Source organism: Bacillus cereus group sp. BfR-BA-01382 (assembly GCF_022663475.1).
Taxonomy (GTDB): Bacteria; Bacillota; Bacilli; order Bacillales; family Bacillaceae_G; genus Bacillus_A; species Bacillus_A thuringiensis_S.
Genome location: NZ_JAKUFQ010000110.1, coordinates 1 through 16,723, shown reverse-complemented (window position 1 = coordinate 16,723; position 16,723 = coordinate 1). Strand labels below are relative to the sequence as shown.

Below are 16,723 nucleotides of genomic sequence, written 5' to 3'. Positions count from 1 at the left end.
GGAAGAAGAAAAAGCGAAGGCAAAGGCGGTGGCAGCAGCCGAGGCAAAAGCGGCAGCATTAGCGAAGCAGAAAGCTTCGCAAGGTGATGGGGATTCGGGAGATGAAAAGGCAAAGGCAATTGCAGCAGCAAAAGCGAAAGCAGCAGCGGCTGCAAGAGCGAAGACAAAGGGAGCTGAAGGTAAGAAAGAGGATGAGCCGAAGCGGGAAGAAACGTCCGTAAATCAGCCGTATTTAAATCAGTATGTTGAGGCTATTAGGGAGAAGGTAGGAGAGGGTGCATTAGTAGATTCCTACATTAATAAACTGTCAAAGGATGTGCCGACTCTTGTGGTGGATCCCGAAAAATATTATGAAGTGATGGAGTCACTGCGATTCCATGAAGGACTTGCTTTTGATTATATGTCAGAGCTACATGCGACGGATTTTGTGACACATATGGAAGTATATGTTCATTTGTTTTCATATGGTAAGAAACAATCGGTAGCGGTGAAGGTAAAGCTAGACCGGGAAGAACCGCAAGTTGAATCTGTGACAGCGCTTTGGAAAGGGGCTGACTGGCCGGAGCGAGAAGCATACGATTTGCTCGGCATTGTATTTAAAGGGCATCCGAATTTAACGCGTATTTTAATGCCAGATGATTGGGTAGGACATCCGCTTAGAAAAGACTATGAACCGTATGATGTGGAGGTGTAGCTATGATCCGTACGGAAGAGATGCTTTTGAATGTAGGACCTCAGCATCCGAGTACACATGGTGTGTTCAGGCTCGTAATTAAGATTGACGGGGAAATTATTAGAGAAGCTACACCGGTTATTGGGTATTTGCATCGCGGGACAGAAAAAATCGCTGAGAGCTTACAGTATACGCAAATTATCCCTTATACAGATCGAATGGACTATTTATCAGCCATGACGAATAATTACGTCATTTGCCATGCTGTAGAGACGATGATGGGGCTTGAAATTCCGGAGCGTGCCGAATACTTGCGAGTACTTGCGATGGAGCTAGGGAGAATTGCAAGCCATCTCGTTTGGTGGGGGACGAATCTTCTTGATATAGGAGCGGTCAGCCCGTTTTTGTACGCGTTTCGTGAACGAGAGATGATTATAAATTTATTAAATGAATTATGCGGGGCACGGCTTACTTTTAACTATATGAGAGTTGGCGGTGTGAAGTGGGATGCGCCAGATGGTTGGATTGAAAAGGTGGAAGAGTTTGTTCCGTATATGAGAGAGCAATTGGCAGGTTATCATGATCTTGTTAGCGGTAATGAGATTTTCTTAAATCGTGTGAAAGGCGTTGGTATATATAGCGCGGAAGAAGCGATCTCGTATTCTTTAAGCGGAGCAAATTTGCGGTGCACTGGAGTAAACTGGGATCTTCGCAAAGACGAGCCGTATTCGATTTATGATCGTTTTGATTTTGATATTCCTGTTGGAAGCGTGGGAGATGCTTGGGATCGCTACGTTTGCCGAATGCAAGAAATCGAGGAGTCTTTAAAGATTGTTGAGCAAGCAGTTCAGCAGTTCCCAAAAGATGGAGCAGTGCTGGCAAAAGTACCGAAAATTATTAAGGCACCTAAGGGAGAAGCGTTTGTACGTATTGAATCGCCGCGCGGAGAGATTGGTTGTTACATCGCTAGTGACGGAAAGAAAGAGCCGTACCGTTTGAAGTTTCGTAGGCCATCTTTTTATAACTTGCAAATTTTACCGAAGTTATTGAAAGGTGAAAACATCGCTAATTTAATTACGATTTTAGGTGGAGTTGATATTGTACTTGGGGAGGTTGATGGCTAATGATTGAGACGCTCTTACAATCACCTTCAAGCTGGACGAATTTCTTCATTTTTTTCGGATTAGCGGTGCTTCTACTATTTGCAGTCCTTGGCTTCGTTACATATGGAATTTTGGCAGAACGGAAAGTGATGGGATTTATGCAAGGGCGGATTGGACCAAACCAGGTTGGAGGCCGATTCGGTTTACTGCAAACGGTAGCTGATGTTCTAAAACTATTATTGAAAGAAGATAGTATTCCGAAAGCAGCAGATAAACCACTGTTTATATTAGCACCTGTCATTGCATTTGCGCCAGCATTTATGGTGCTGGCAGTTATACCGTTCACTGATAAATTTCAATTTGCCGATATTGGAGTCGGGCTACTTTATTATATCGCTGTTTCCGGTATTACGACGATAGGTGTTGTAACTGGGGGATGGGCATCGAATAATAAATATTCCCTTTTAGGAGGGATGCGTGCGGCGGCGCAAATGATTTCTTATGAGATTCCGCTCGTAATGAGTGTAATTGGTATCGTGTTGTTGGCTGGTAGCCTGAATTTAAATGAGATTGTAGCGGCGCAGGAGAAGGTTTGGTACATTTTCGTGCAGCCAATTGGCTTCGTCGTTTTCTTAATTGCAGCAGTTGCAGAGTTAAATCGGACGCCATTCGATTTGCCAGAAGCGGAGTCAGAACTTGTTTCTGGATATCATACGGAATACTCAGGTTTTCGCTGGGCGTTTTTCATGCTTTCAGAGTACGTATATTTCTTCGGGATGGCATCGTTAATTACAGTGCTCTTTTTAGGCGGATGGAATCCAGTCATGTTTCTTGGATTTATCCCAGGTGCCGTATGGTTTGCTTTGAAATTTAGCAGTGTAGTCTTTCTATTAATTTGGTTCCGCGTTACGTTCCCGCGTATAAGAGGTGACCAGTTAATGGAGTTTGGATGGAAAGTATTATTGCCGATTGCACTTGCAAATATTTTCTTAACGGCATTGATTAAGGAGTTATTCTTCTAATCTATGAGGGGGGTGCCAGTAAGAGATGAAGGGACTATTTAAAGGATTAAAATATACACTAAGTAATTTGAGCAAGAAGAAGGTAACGTATGATTATCCAAATCAACCGTTGCCGTTGCCAGACCGTTTTCGGGGGATTCAAAAATTCTATCCGGAGAAATGTATTGTTTGTAATCAATGCTCTAACATTTGTCCGACAGACTGTATTCAGTTAACAGGAAAGAAACATCCGGATCCTACGAAAAAAGGAAAAATTATCGACACGTATGATATTAATTTTGAAATTTGTATTCTTTGTGATTTATGTACAGAAGTTTGTCCGACAGAGGCGATTGTCATGACAAATAACTTTGAGCTCGCGGAATATTCACGTGATGACTTATTTAAAAATTTGCAGTGGCTTGACGAAAACGACGAAAACGTCAGGAAGGAGAATAAGGCATGAATGGCGAGTTTGTAGCATTCTTTATACTATCCTTGTCTGCAATTATCGGCGGTGTTCTTATGTTGAACTTAACGAAAGTTATGCACATGATGCTAGCTCTCGTTCTAACATTTCTCAGCATTGCAGGTTTGTATTTTCTTTTATCAGCCGAATTTATAGGCGTTGCACAAATTTTACTTTACTCTGGTGCAATCACAATTATTATGATTTTCGGCATTATGTTAACGAAACATAACGCGGAAAATGAATCGCGTCTTACTCTTCGAAAATGGATTATCTTCTTTGCGGTTGTAGCATTTGGAGCGGTTATGTATTTCGCTGTTAATAATATTGATTTTGCAAATGAGAGCACACAAGGAAGTTTACCTCTCCATGAAAACAACACACTTCAAATCGGTACGCTTCTCTATTCAAAATATATTATCCCATTTGAACTAACTTCAGTTATTTTACTTGTAGCACTCGTTGGCGCGATTATACTTGCGAAAAAGGACGAGAAAGAGGAGGATTCCAATGAGTAGCGTTCCGGCTTCTGCATATTTAACACTTGCGATTATTTTGTTTTGCATCGGCCTATTTGGAGCTTTAACAAAGCGGAATACAGTAATCGTATTAGTTTGTATCGAATTAATGCTAAATGCTGCCAATTTAAACTTAGTGGCGTTTAGTAAATTAGGCTTATTTCCGAATTTAACAGGTCAAATTTTCTCACTGTTTACGATGGCTGTAGCGGCAGCGGAAGCGGCGGTAGGACTCGCTATTTTAATTGCTTTATATCGTAATCGTACGACAGTTCAGGTGGATGAAATGGATACGCTCAAAGGATAGCATTGTGACCGAAAAAGGGGGAAGGAAACAATGATCGATTATGCATGGCTCATACCGCTTTTCCCACTCGTTTCGTTTTTGTTACTTATTATATTCGGGAAGAAAATTAGAGAAGGAAGCAGTGTACTTAGTATTTTTTTCGTCTTTCTCTCCTTTATACTTGCGGTACTTGTGTTAATAGAAAGATTTTCAGAAGCAAGCGTGAAGCATAAGTGGGTGTGGCTTAGAGCTGGAGATGTGGATATATCATTTGGCTTTGAAGTGACTGCATTAGGAGCTTTAATGTTGTTTATCGTTACGCTTGTGAGTCTGCTTGTACATGTGTATTCGAAAGGTTATATGAAAGGTGATGAACGATTACCAACCTTTTACGCATATTTAGGACTCTTTACATTTGCGATGTTAGGGCTTGTTATATCAACGAATTTATTACAGCTTTATATATTTTGGGAATTAGTTGGCCTTGGCTCATTTTTACTTATCGGTTTTTATTTCTTTAAAGAAGAAGCGAAGGCTGCTGCAAAAAAGGCTTTTATTATGACCCGTATTGGGGATGTTGGTTTATTTATCGGGATGATTTTAATTTTTTGGTACGCAGGTAGTTTTGAATATGACGCAATATTTAGGGCGATTTATACAGGGGATCTACCTCCTTACATGATTACAATAACGGCGATATTAATTTTTATCGGGGCGATGGGGAAATCAGGTCAGTTCCCGCTTCACACGTGGTTGCCAGATGCAATGGAGGGGCCAACGCCCGTGTCGGCACTTATTCACGCGGCGACGATGGTTGCAGCGGGCGTATATTTAGTAGCGACGATGTTTCCATTATTTTCGGCAAGTGCGGTAGCGATGCAGACAGTGGCAATTGTCGGAGCTTTCACTGCAATCTTTGCGGCCTCTATCGGCCTTGTACAAACAGATATAAAGAGAGTACTTGCTTATTCTACAGTTAGCCAGCTCGGGTATATGATGCTCGCGTTAGGTTCTGCTGGTTATGTAGCTGGTATATTCCATTTGACGACACATGCTTTTTTTAAAGCACTACTATTTTTGGCAGCAGGAAGTGTAATTCATGCCGTGCATACGCAAAACATTAACAAAATGGGCGGTTTACAGAAGAAGATGAAAGTAACTGGTACGCTATTTTTGATAGGTACACTTGCAATTAGTGGGGTTCCACTCCTTTCTGGGTTCTTTAGTAAAGATGAAATTTTGGCTGCGACTTGGATGAATGGTAATTACTTTTTATTCGTATTAGCAGTAATTGCGGCATTCTTAACGGCATTTTACATGTTTCGTCTATACTTCCTTGTCTTTACTGGGGAAGCGAAGACGAAGGAAGATGTGCATGAGTCGCCCCGCGTTATGACGTATCCAATGATTGTTCTCGGCGTTCTCGCAGTAGTGGCAGGATATATAAATACACCATGGTTTGGGACGTTTCTCGGAGATTGGTTGACGAAAGATGTAGGGTTTAAGGTTGAAGAAGCGCATGGACCAGTTTGGATTATGATTGTTGCGACGCTCGTTTCATTTGCGGGAATCGCTCTTGCATATTTCATATATGGCAAGAAATCAATTTCTAGAGAGTGGGCTGGGGGTACGGGAACCTCGCTTTATAATCTTTTGAAAGAAAAATATTATGTGGATGAACTATACAACATGACGGTGATCCCTATTACGAAAGGAATCGCTCGTGTGCTTCGCTTATTTGAAGTGTATGTAGTCGAAGGAATTGCAGTTTTAATTGGAAGTGTAGTTAAAGGAACAAGTAATCTTGGATCGAAGCTTCAAAACGGGAATGTACAAGTGTACGGTACTGTAACGGCTGTTTCGCTCGCTGTACTCGTCATTATTTTGCTCTATACGGGAGGGGATTTACGATGAATGATTTGTTGTTAACGTTCTTCATTTTTTCCCCGCTTTTAGGAATTTTATTGCTTGTATTAACACCGAAAAAGGAATTGCGTACAGTGCGGGCGCTTGGCTTATTTGGGACGGCACTTCCATTTGGAATCGCCATCGTCCTCGCTTGTACATATGCTTCTGGAAAGAGCTTGTCACTATTTGATGAAAAGGTGAAATGGATTAAGTTCGGAGATTTTACAGCGGTGGATAAAAGGTGGTTTTCTATTTATTACGAGCTCGGTATTGATGGTTTGTCGCTTATCATGATGGTACTGACGGCTCTTCTAGCGATGCTTGCAGCAATTGCAGCCTTTTCTATTAAAAGCAATTTAAAAGCATTTTATATGCTGTTACTCATGCTAGAAATAGGGATGCTCGGCGTCTTTGCTGCTCAAAATTTAATGTTGTTTTTTATCTTCTTTGAAATTACGTTGCCACCAATGTTTTTATTAATTGGGAAGTGGGGAAAATTGTCGAGTGAAAAGGCTGCTTATAGTTATTTAATATATAACGGCATTGGCTCAGCTATTTTGCTCATTGTTTTCTCAATTTTGTTCGCGAAAACAGGTACAACAAATATTGTGGAGCTGAAAGAGATATTAAGAAGCGTAAGCGCAGGGGGAGAACTCGTCATCCCAAGTAGCTTGCAGCTTGGTGTATTTATTGCCATAATGATTGCCTTTGCAATTAAACTACCTGTTTTTCCGTTGCACCGCTGGATGGTCAATGTACACATAGAAGCGCATCCAGCTGTAGTTATGCTTCATGCGGGTGTTTTGTTAAAGATTGGAGCGTACGGTATTATTCGCTTCGGGAAAGGGTTATTCCCGGAATATTTTCACGATGTTGCAACGCTAATTGCGATATTAGGCGTAATTAATTTATTATACGGTGCCTTTTTAGCGCTCATCCAAACGGACTTTAGGAAAGTACTCGCTTACTCTAGTATTTCGCATATGGGAATTGTATTAATGGGACTTGCGTCACTTAATGCACCTGGTACACAAGGAGCGCTATTCCAAGTTGTATCACATGGTTTAATTGCAGCCTTGCTCTTCTTCTTACTAGGTGTTATAGAACAACGATTTGGAACTTCGGATATTACGGTGCTAGGCGGACTTGCGAAAAGTGTACCGATACTTAGCGGATTCTTTTTAGCAGGAGGAATGGCATCACTTGGATTACCAGGGATGTCTGGGTTTGTTAGTGAATTTCTTGCCTTTCTCGGTTTATTTCAAGGAGAGCCCGTCATTGCTGCAGTCGGTGTGATTGGCATCATTTTAACCGCTGTATACGTATTAAGAGCGACACTTCAAGTGACATTTGGAAAGAAAGAATGGGAAGCAAAATCTGATATACACGGATGGGAGTACGTCCCTGTTTTACTACTTATCTTTTGTATTATTGCAATTGGAGTTATGCCAGAGATACTAGGGGATCCGCTTCAAAATACATTGAAAACATTGGGGGTGAAGTAGGATGGATATGAATACGTTACTTAGCTTATCGTGGCATCTAATGGTGCCAGAATTTATTATTCTCGGGGCCGCCATCCTTCTTTCCATATGTGATTTGTTTTTTAAGCTGAACCATAGATATGTAGCTCTTGGTGCGATCGCTGCCATCGTATTAGCAATTGTTTCATTAATTACGCTATATAGCGAACCAGCTGGAGATATTTTAAATGGATCGTTTGTGTTAGATGGATTTTCAAAAGGGTTTAAAACGTTGTTATTAGGCGCCTCAGCTCTCATTTTATGCATCGCAATGAGCGATGATAAGAAGAATCCAATTGAAGATAAGGGCGAATATTATTACTTATTTTTAATGGCACTTCTTGGCGCGATGTTCATGGCTTCTAGTGTTGACTTTATCACCCTTTTCGTTGGTTTAGAGTTACTTTCACTTTCTTCTTATATTTTAGTCGGAATACGAAAAAAGAACCGTGCATCAAATGAAGCGGCAATGAAATATGTCATTAGCGGAGGAATTGGAACGGCGATCACGCTCTTCGGAATGAGTTATTTATACGGTATTACAGGTTCAACTAACATTGTAGATATGCAAAAGGTACTCACTGGGGAGCTCGCTAGTGGTATTCAGTTATTGTTAGCTCTTGCATTTCTTTTATTGCTAGTTGGTCTCTCATTTAAAATTGCCACAGTGCCGTTTCATATGTGGGCACCTGATGTGTATGAAGGAGCGACTACACCTGTTACCGCTTTTCTTGGAACGATTTCTAAAATTGCTGGGTTCCTACTCATTATTCGTTTGTTCCTTATGGTTTTTGCAAGTGTATTAATACAAGGAGATATGCAATCTTTATATGGGCATATGAGTATATATATTGCGGTGCTAGCAAGTATAACGATGATTGTTGGGAATGTAGTCGCGTTAAAACAATACAACATAAAACGTTTATTTGCTTATTCAGGTATTGCGCATGCTGGGTATTTACTCGTTCCACTTGTGGCATTATCACCATTTACGCTGGATAGCATGTGGTTTTATATGCTGGCATACATGCTTATGAATATAGGCGCGTTTGCCATTATCCACGGCTTAATCTTACAAAACGATAAGGAAAACATAACGATTTTCACCGGATTATATAAGAAATCACCATTTGCAGCGATCATGATGACAATCTTTATTTTATCGCTGGCCGGGATACCAGGGACGGCTGGCTTCATTGGAAAGATTAACATCTTTTTAGGCGCGCTTCATGTAGAGCCAGCACATTACGTACTAGCTTCGATTATGATGGGTACGACAGTTGTTTCATTCGTATATTATTTCCGTATTTTACAACAAATGTTTTTCCGCACCAGAGAGACAGAAGAGAGGATACGGTTACCGTTAAATATAAAGGTTGTTATGAGTCTTTGTGCAATTTCGATTGTAATACTAGGGATTATGCCGATGATTGGGTACAATTTCTTTTATGAATATTTTCCATTAATGAAAGATTTCTTCTTCTTAGGGAACGTGGTACAATAGTGAAAATAAAAGGTGTGGAGTCAGTACTCTGCGCTTTTTATTTTGTGTTAACTTGTAATGTAGATATACGTTTTTTGAAAGAAAATCACGATGTAAAATGTAAGATGTCTATTTGCATTTGAAAAAGTGTGGCTCCTACTTATTATGGTATCGTTTTTATATTCTTTCATAAGTAGTAGCTGAGTAAAAAGGGGTCGATTTTTTGGCACAACTTTTAGGGCAACAAGCACTGATTGCCATTGTTTCGCATTTATTGTTTATTACCATTACGTGGTGGGCTTTGCAAGGCATTCACATTGAGCGTTTAATGAAGTCCGGAAAAGTGCTGCAGACGCGAGTATTACTCATCTTAATTACAATTGCAATTGGGACATCTGTAAGTAACTTTTTCCTTGATTATTTAGGCTATTCGAAGAGTTTAACGTATTTAGTAAAGTAAGTGTATAGAACCTCAAATCTCCGTTAACAATGGGGATAGGAGGGGATGAAATTGAAGCTTAAAGCCATTCTTATTGTTGCACTTAGTGTTGTTTTATTTTTGGTTGGATATAGAGAGATGAAACCGATAAGCGATGAACAGAAAATGGAGAGCATGATTAAGGCTTTAGAGAAAAATGATGCTAAAGTAGAAAAATGGTCATGGTTAGCTAGAGAAACAAAAACAATTTCTAATATACATACGTTTCAAAAGTTGTTAAACGATGTGAAGGACAAGGCAAATATTCAAAAGTGGGAAGTGGAGCAATCTCCAGATGGATATAAAGCTACATCCTATAAAAAGTTTGCTTCTCATGAAGAACGAGTAGTAGTAACTTGGAGTAAAGAAAATACTAAAGAAAACACTTTCATTATCTTTGAAGTAAGTGGGGCGAAATGGGACCCGAAGTATGTTCAAAAAGTGAATAAAATTTTTAGTGAAAAACCTATAATTTACACTTGTGTTCAAGGTGTACTGAATGATAAGATTGAAGGTGTTTTGCAAAATAAAACCAATCAGGTTTTGAAAGATCTTTCAGCAAGAGCGATCGAACAAGTAGAAGAAAGAGCATTTGTGTCAGTCTCCGCATACAATAAAAAGTGGGATGACGCTCTTTCAACAAATAGAGAGAAAATAAATGTGCAAATAGCAATACGTTCTACAGACAACAAAGATACAATTGTGGTTGGCACACCGATCATAACTTCTGAGTATTGAGTGAATAGATACTGAAAAAAGGACACGGAGGGGAATAATTTGGAAAAGATCATCGTCCGTGGCGGAAAGCGGTTAAACGGCACAGTGCGTGTTGAGGGCGCAAAAAATGCTGTATTACCTATAATCGCTGCAGCCCTATTAGCGAGTGATGGAAAGAATGTACTATCTGAAGTACCAGTTTTGTCTGATGTATACACAATTAATGAGGTATTACGTCATTTAAATGCTGAAGTCGTATTTGAAAATAATCAAGTAACAATCGATTCTTCTAAAGAACTAAACATTGAAGCACCATTTGAATATGTACGTAAAATGCGTGCATCTGTTCAAGTAATGGGACCATTATTAGCACGTAATGGTCGTGCTCGTATTGCACTTCCTGGTGGATGTGCAATCGGTTCACGTCCAATTGACCAACATTTAAAAGGCTTCGAAGCAATGGGAGCAAAAGTACAGGTTGGTAACGGTTTTGTTGAGGCATATGTTGAGGGAGAACTAAAAGGAGCTAAAATCTACTTAGACTTCCCAAGCGTAGGCGCGACAGAAAACATTATGTCTGCAGCTACATTAGCAAAAGGGACAACAATTCTTGAAAACGCAGCGAAAGAACCAGAAATCGTTGACTTAGCTAACTTCTTAAATGCAATGGGAGCGAAAGTACGCGGAGCTGGAACTGGAACGATTCGTATCGAAGGCGTTGATAAATTATATGGTGCAAACCACTCTATTATTCCTGACCGTATTGAAGCGGGAACATTCATGGTTGCAGCAGCAATTACTGGTGGAGACATCTTAATTGAAAATGCTGTACCTGAACATTTACGCTCAATTACAGCGAAAATGGAAGAAATGGGTGTTAAAATTATTGAGGAAAACGAAGGTGTACGTGTTATCGGCCCAGATAAGTTAAAAGCGGTTGATATTAAAACTATGCCTCACCCAGGTTTCCCAACAGACATGCAATCACAAATGATGGCATTATTACTACAAGCTGATGGAACAAGCATGATTACAGAAACGGTATTCGAAAACCGCTTTATGCACGTTGAAGAATTCCGTCGTATGAATGCTGATATTAAAATTGAAGGTCGTTCTGTTATTATGAACGGTCCAAACAGCTTACAAGGTGCTGAAGTAGGCGCAACTGATTTACGTGCTGCAGCTGCATTAATCTTAGCTGGTTTAGTATCAGAAGGTTATACTCGTGTAACTGAGTTAAAACATCTTGACCGTGGTTATGTAGATTTCCATAAGAAATTAGCTGCATTAGGTGCAACTATTGAACGTGTAAACGAAAAAGTAGAAGAAGTGAAAGAACAAGAAGTTTCTGATCTTCACGCTTAATTGAAATAGTCTCTATGTCTTTTGACATAGGGGCTATTTTTTTTTTGGGTTATTACTGTTATAGTCAATAAATTCTATACTTATGCACGTACCAGTAAAAATATTTAGAAAATTTCCGTTTTATGCTCTTCCTCCTTAAGTATGTTCTAAAAGAAAGAGTTGTTCCATAAGAATGAATGGAGTAAAGCTTTTATATTGGGGGAAAATAGGATGAAATTTTCAAAGCCACTTTTTATTACAGTAGCGCTCTTAATAGCGCTCGTTATCATTGTACCTGCAGCCCTTGTTATCCCATTTGCGAAAGCAAAAGTAGGGGAAGAAACGGCCTCTAAAACTCCTCCAGCGATAGAAAGTATACCAGCTCCAGGAAAAGTAGATACAGCGGTTCAAGTTGCTGTATATCGTGAGAAACAGAAGAAGGTAGAATCATTGCCTATGGAGGAGTATGTGACCGGTGTAGTAGCTTCTGAGATGAATGCCAGTTTTGAAATAGAGGCACTAAAGGCACAGGCATTAGCAGCGAGAACATTTGTAGTACAACGTATGCTAAGCGGAGGAAAGAAAAATAATGCGGACGTGACAGATACGGTGAAAGATCAAGTGTACAAAAGTAAAGAAGAATTGAAGAAACAATGGGGTAATAACTACGAAAATAATTTGAAGAAAATCGAAGAAGCCGTTTCGAAAACAGCAGGACAAGTTTTAACATATGATGGAAAACCAATTTCAGCATCCTTCTTCTCAACGAGTAATGGCCGGACAGAAAATGCAGCTGACTATTGGGGAAATGATTATCCGTACTTGAAAAGTGTAGATAGTCCGTGGGATCAAGCCTCTCCAAAGTTTACGAGCGAGCAAACATTTACAGTAGCTGATTTTCAAAAACGTCTCGGTGTGAAAGTACTAGCAGACGGGAAGGTTGGAAATATTAAAGACCTTACGGAAGGAAAGCGCGTAAAGGATGTAGCTTTTCAAGGAAAAACATTAACAGGAAAAGAAGTTCGTGAAAAGTTAGATTTACGTTCTTCTGATTTTACGTGGAAACAACAAGGAGATAAAATCATCGTTACGACGAAAGGCTTTGGTCACGGCGTTGGTATGAGTCAATACGGAGCGAACGGTATGGCAGCGGAAGGAAAGAAATATACAGATATCGTCGCTCATTACTATAAAGGCGTTGAAATAAAGACGATGAATGATTATGAAGGAAAATTGATGGTGAAGAAATAGGTGTCAGAACTCTGGCACTTATTTTTTTGTTTAAAATATCATAATTTTCCATTAACTGTTTGATATAATAGGATAAAAAGGCATTTGGGGGAGATGAAATGGTGCTACTGGAGTTGAAACAGTTAGGGAAAACGAACCAATTACCGGTAATTGACCTAAAAGTCGCGAAAGGACAATGTGTTGTTTTGCAATGCAATAATCATACAGCTAAAGTGTTGCACCGCATCATTATAGGCGAAGAAGAAGCGTCGACTGGCAATGTACTGTTTGAAGGGGGAGCAATTGGAAAGAAAAATTATCCACGCATCGGCTTTTGTTTTTTGAAAGATGAGGCATATGATCGTTTGAAGGTGAAGGAATACTTTAAGTTTTTAATAGGGCTTTATGAATCAAAGATAAGCATAGAAGAAGTTGTGCAGTCTGTTGGTCTCCTAGATAAACTAAACGTTAAAATAGAAAAACTATCGTTTTCAGAGAAGCGTCGTCTTCATATTGGACGAGTGATGATTCATAATCCGGATTTAGTTGTTTTGGAAGAACCGGAGCAAAATGTAGATATAGAGAGTACGATCATTATTCGAAAAGCAATCATGAAAATGAAAGAGCAAGGAAAGGCAATCTTTATTACGTCATCATTTCTATCAGATGCCCTCTCGTTAACAGAGGATGTATACATATTAAACAACGATGGTGTGAAAAAGATAGAAATTGAGCAAGAGGAAGTGGAAGAAGTCGATGAAGAAAAAGTCATTCAAATGATCCCGCAAATGAAATTAGAAAGAATACCAGCGAAAGTGAACGATAAAATCATTTTACTTGATCCGATGGAAATTCATTTCATTGAAACGCAAAACGGAGTAACACATATTCACGTTCGTGAAGGGGATTTCGTATGCGCTTTAACATTAGGTGAACTAGAAGCAAGGTTAACAGGTTTTGGTTTCTTTAGATGTCATCGCTCGTACCTTGTAAATTTACAAAGAGTACGAGAAGTGATTACTTGGACTCGTAATAGTTTTAGCTTAATTTTGGATGACGAAAGAAAAAGTTCAATTCCGCTTTCAAAAGGACGCATGGATGAATTAAAAGGCGTGATTGGGCTATAAAAAGTGCTCCAATAAGCTCAACATGCGATTCATTCACCGGTAAAAATACTCCTTTTACCGGTATTTTACTGTGTAAACCCTTTGTTTTTCATATGATTGAGTCAAGAAAAGCGAAACAAACGAACGAAAAGCGCTAAAGCGACTTTCATCTATAAAGAAGAAAAACAAAGGGGATGACGAAATGACATTGGCAATTGAAATGAAAGATGTAATGAAAAATTTCAGTGGAAAAACGGCACTTCGAAATGTAAATATTGAGGTGAAGCAAGGAGAGATATTCGGATTCCTCGGACCGAGTGGATCTGGTAAGACGACAACGGTAAAAATTTTAACTTCTCAATTGCTTCATAGTGTTGGAACGGTAAGAGTATTAGGGAAAGATATTACAGGACCAAGTAGCATCGATTACAAACAAATTGGTATTTTAACAGATAACAGCGGCTTATATGAAAGACTTAGCATTTATGATAACTTACTATTATTTTGTGACCTATACGATTGTAAAAAAGAACGAATCGATGAAGTACTAGCACAAGTAAATTTATTAGATGATAAAAAAACACCAGTAAAGAAACTATCAAAGGGAATGAAGCAACGCGTCACACTAGCAAGAGCAATCCTTCATAAACCAGATATCCTCTTCTTAGACGAACCAACATCTGCACTCGATCCAGTAAACGTTCAAAACATTCATAAAATCTTAAAAGACTTAAATAAAGAAGGAACGACCATTTTCTTAACGACTCACAACATGGATGAAGCAGAAACGCTTTGTAACCGTATTGCCTTCCTTTGTGGCGGAGAAATTGTAGCGCTTGATACGCCAGAGAACCTACGCTTACAATACGCTAAGGATCAAATAGAGGTCGTATTAAAAGATAAACAAAAAGAAGTAGTGCAAAAAGATGAATTAGGCGCAAAACGTATTTCAGAATGGATGAAAAAGGGCGAACTGTTATCTATTCATTCACACGAACCAACGCTAGGCGATATCTTTATTGAAGTTACTGGGAGGGGATTATAATGACATTTTCAATGAGAAGATTTTCAGCTATTTTTCGGAAAGAAGTCCAAGATTTTAAGACAAATTCACAAGTATTATTAATGGCATTTTTACCAATTATACTTTCATTTTTGTTTAGCAGATTTGGAGTGGGAAAGGAAATGTTAGGCACTACTACTATAATGGCCTTCCTATTTGTCGCAGGATTTGTTCAATCTATGGTAATTGCAGAAGAAAAAGAAAAACATACACTGCGTGTGTTAATGTTATCCCCAGCATCTTCTGTTGAAGTTCTTCTTGGAAAGAGTTTATTAACATCGGGTCTGACGATGGCCATTTGTATTGCAAATTTATTCATTTTAGATCAGTTAAATATTAATCTTCCATTGGTAGGATTGATATTCTTATGCGGAACTATTCTGTTTATCGTGCTTGGAACAATGATCGGATTACTTGCATCTTCTGTACCACAAACATCATTAATTGGTATGCCTATTTTAATGACGATGTATTTAGCTGTACAGTTTGAGCCAATGGTTGAAAATAAATTAATTAAGACGATGATTGGATATCTTCCAACATCCCATATTTCAAAAGCGATTAACAGCGTAGTAGGTGGAGCAGGATTTAGTAGTATTAGTGGGCATATATTAAATGTTGCAGTTTGGCTTATTATATCGCTCGTTGTATGTTTAATCGTATATAAAAAGAAACAATTAGACTAAAAACTGAGCCGAAACGCTCAGTTTTTTCTTTTTTCTATCATTTCCTCGGAAATTTTACAGTTCTTATACATATTTTTACAGATTTTGTCGAAAAGTAATTAGTTATACGTTGTATAGGATACGTGAATATTGTTCAAAATGATTGCTGAGGTGATGATGGAATGCGAGGAAGAAATAATAAAAAGTCGCAAAAGGTAGTACATTTATTTCAAAAAAGATGGGTGTTTCCGGCACTATACATTGCTTGTGCAGCGGTAATCTTAATGGTTGCGCTATGGTTCCAAGGAGCTAATCCGAAGAAGACTCCAAACCACGATCAAGCAACACCGTATACACAATCGGAAGATCCAGCAGTACCAGTAACGAAATCTTCAGAAGTAGTGAAAATGCCAGCTGCCGCGAATGCGGAAGTAGTCGTACAGAAGAAATTCTATGAAGATGCAGCAACTGAGGCGGAACAAGAAAAAGCACTTGTCTTTTATAACAACACATATTCCCCAAACAAAGGAATTGACATTGCTGCGAAGAATGGAAAAGAATTCAATGTTGCTGCTGCTTTAAGTGGTACAGTAACGAAAGCAGAAAAAGATTCACTTCTTGGTTATGTTGTAACAGTTGATAGTGGAAATGGTGTAGCGGTATCTTATCAAAGCTTAGGCAGTGTGAAAGTAGAAAAAGGTGCAAGAGTTGCACAAGGTGAAGTATTAGGAACATCCGGTCTAAGTGCAATGAATAAAGAGGCAGGCTCTCACGTTCACTTTGAAGTACGTAAAGACAATGTGGCTGTGAATCCTGAACGTTACTTAAATAAATCAGTAACAGAAATTAAAGCTGATGCAGGTGCTGCAAAAGCTACGAATGCTTCTGGTAAAAAAGCTGACGACAAATCTCAAAAAGAAGAGAAGTCAACGAGCACGAAACCAGAAAATAAAACAGAAGACAAGTCTCAAAAAGAAGAGAAATCAACAAGCGGTTCAACTAGTGACAAAAAAGAAGAACCGAAGAAAGAAGAAAAATCAACAAATGGTTCTACAGAATCATCTAACGATTCTTCTTCACAAGAATAAGAAAGTGAAAAAATCAGTTCTCATTAGGAGAGCTGATTTTTTTATTTCTATATAAAAATAATCAATTT

The 16,723-nt window shown here is 38.9% G+C and carries 17 protein-coding genes; all 17 read left to right on the top strand.

The annotated features are described in order from the left end of the window. Positions 1–694, top strand: a 694-nt coding sequence (locus tag MR160_RS28195) for an NADH-quinone oxidoreductase subunit C (RefSeq protein ID WP_255805624.1), incomplete at its 5' end; no start/stop codon positions are given. A gap of 2 nt (positions 695–696) precedes the next feature. Then, a complete protein-coding gene (nuoD, locus tag MR160_RS28190; protein WP_000621463.1) occupies positions 697–1,797 on the top strand; it encodes an NADH-quinone oxidoreductase subunit NuoD in 1,101 nt (366 codons plus the stop codon). Continuing rightward, complete coding sequence (gene nuoH / locus MR160_RS28185; RefSeq protein WP_000573426.1) at positions 1,797–2,798, top strand: NADH-quinone oxidoreductase subunit NuoH; 1,002 nt, start codon at positions 1,797–1,799, stop codon at positions 2,796–2,798. The genes nuoD and nuoH overlap by 1 nt, the downstream gene beginning before the upstream one ends. A 25-nt stretch (positions 2,799–2,823) precedes the next feature. Further along, on the top strand, positions 2,824–3,243 hold the full coding sequence (gene nuoI / locus MR160_RS28180) for an NADH-quinone oxidoreductase subunit NuoI (RefSeq protein WP_000677191.1): 420 nt from the start codon (positions 2,824–2,826) through the stop codon (positions 3,241–3,243). Next, positions 3,240–3,764 (top strand): NADH-quinone oxidoreductase subunit J, encoded by a 525-nt coding sequence (locus MR160_RS28175; protein WP_001012810.1) that lies wholly within the window; start codon positions 3,240–3,242, stop codon positions 3,762–3,764. Before nuoI ends, MR160_RS28175 begins: the two co-directional genes overlap by 4 nt. Then, on the top strand, positions 3,757–4,071 hold the full coding sequence (nuoK, locus tag MR160_RS28170) for an NADH-quinone oxidoreductase subunit NuoK (RefSeq protein WP_000100079.1): 315 nt from the start codon (positions 3,757–3,759) through the stop codon (positions 4,069–4,071). Before MR160_RS28175 ends, nuoK begins: the two co-directional genes overlap by 8 nt. 30 nt (positions 4,072–4,101) lie before the next feature. Beyond that, on the top strand, positions 4,102–5,964 hold the full coding sequence (gene nuoL / locus MR160_RS28165; protein ID WP_016078205.1) for an NADH-quinone oxidoreductase subunit L: 1,863 nt from the start codon (positions 4,102–4,104) through the stop codon (positions 5,962–5,964). Further along, entirely contained in the window at positions 5,961–7,463 is a 1,503-nt protein-coding gene (locus tag MR160_RS28160) for an NADH-quinone oxidoreductase subunit M (protein WP_016078204.1), read from the top strand. The genes nuoL and MR160_RS28160 overlap by 4 nt, the downstream gene beginning before the upstream one ends. Before the next feature lie 7 nt (positions 7,464–7,470). After that, the gene (gene nuoN / locus MR160_RS28155) at positions 7,471–8,985 is read left to right on the top strand and encodes an NADH-quinone oxidoreductase subunit NuoN (protein WP_016078203.1); all 1,515 of its coding nucleotides are present in this window, start codon (positions 7,471–7,473) and stop codon (positions 8,983–8,985) included. A 202-nt stretch (positions 8,986–9,187) separates the two neighbouring features. Further along, complete coding sequence (locus tag MR160_RS28150; protein ID WP_000057889.1) at positions 9,188–9,424, top strand: DUF1146 family protein; 237 nt, start codon at positions 9,188–9,190, stop codon at positions 9,422–9,424. Positions 9,425–9,475: 51 nt separating this feature from the next. After that, the gene (locus tag MR160_RS28145) at positions 9,476–10,180 is read left to right on the top strand and encodes a YwmB family TATA-box binding protein (protein WP_000767913.1); all 705 of its coding nucleotides are present in this window, start codon (positions 9,476–9,478) and stop codon (positions 10,178–10,180) included. Between the two features lie 39 nt (positions 10,181–10,219). After that, positions 10,220–11,524 carry a UDP-N-acetylglucosamine 1-carboxyvinyltransferase gene (murA, locus tag MR160_RS28140; RefSeq protein WP_000411275.1) on the top strand — a complete coding sequence of 435 codons (1,305 nt, stop codon included), beginning with the start codon at positions 10,220–10,222 and terminating at the stop codon, positions 11,522–11,524. A gap of 210 nt (positions 11,525–11,734) precedes the next feature. Beyond that, positions 11,735–12,754 (top strand): stage II sporulation protein D, encoded by a 1,020-nt coding sequence (spoIID, locus tag MR160_RS28135; protein ID WP_000672656.1) that lies wholly within the window; start codon positions 11,735–11,737, stop codon positions 12,752–12,754. A 98-nt stretch (positions 12,755–12,852) separates the two neighbouring features. Next, entirely contained in the window at positions 12,853–13,860 is a 1,008-nt protein-coding gene (locus MR160_RS28130) for a LytTR family transcriptional regulator DNA-binding domain-containing protein (protein WP_081143265.1), read from the top strand. 181 nt (positions 13,861–14,041) lie between these two features. Next, positions 14,042–14,884: an ABC transporter ATP-binding protein gene (locus MR160_RS28125; RefSeq protein ID WP_242298668.1), complete on the top strand. Its 843-nt coding sequence runs from the start codon at positions 14,042–14,044 to the stop codon at positions 14,882–14,884. Beyond that, positions 14,884–15,588, top strand: coding sequence for an ABC transporter permease (locus MR160_RS28120; protein ID WP_016078200.1), 705 nt, complete (start codon positions 14,884–14,886; stop codon positions 15,586–15,588). Before MR160_RS28125 ends, MR160_RS28120 begins: the two co-directional genes overlap by 1 nt. Positions 15,589–15,749: 161 nt before the next feature. Next, positions 15,750–16,655, top strand: a complete 906-nt coding sequence (gene spoIIQ, locus MR160_RS28115) for a stage II sporulation protein SpoIIQ (protein WP_001214922.1) — start codon at positions 15,750–15,752, stop codon at positions 16,653–16,655. Positions 16,656–16,723: the final 68 nt, after the last annotated feature.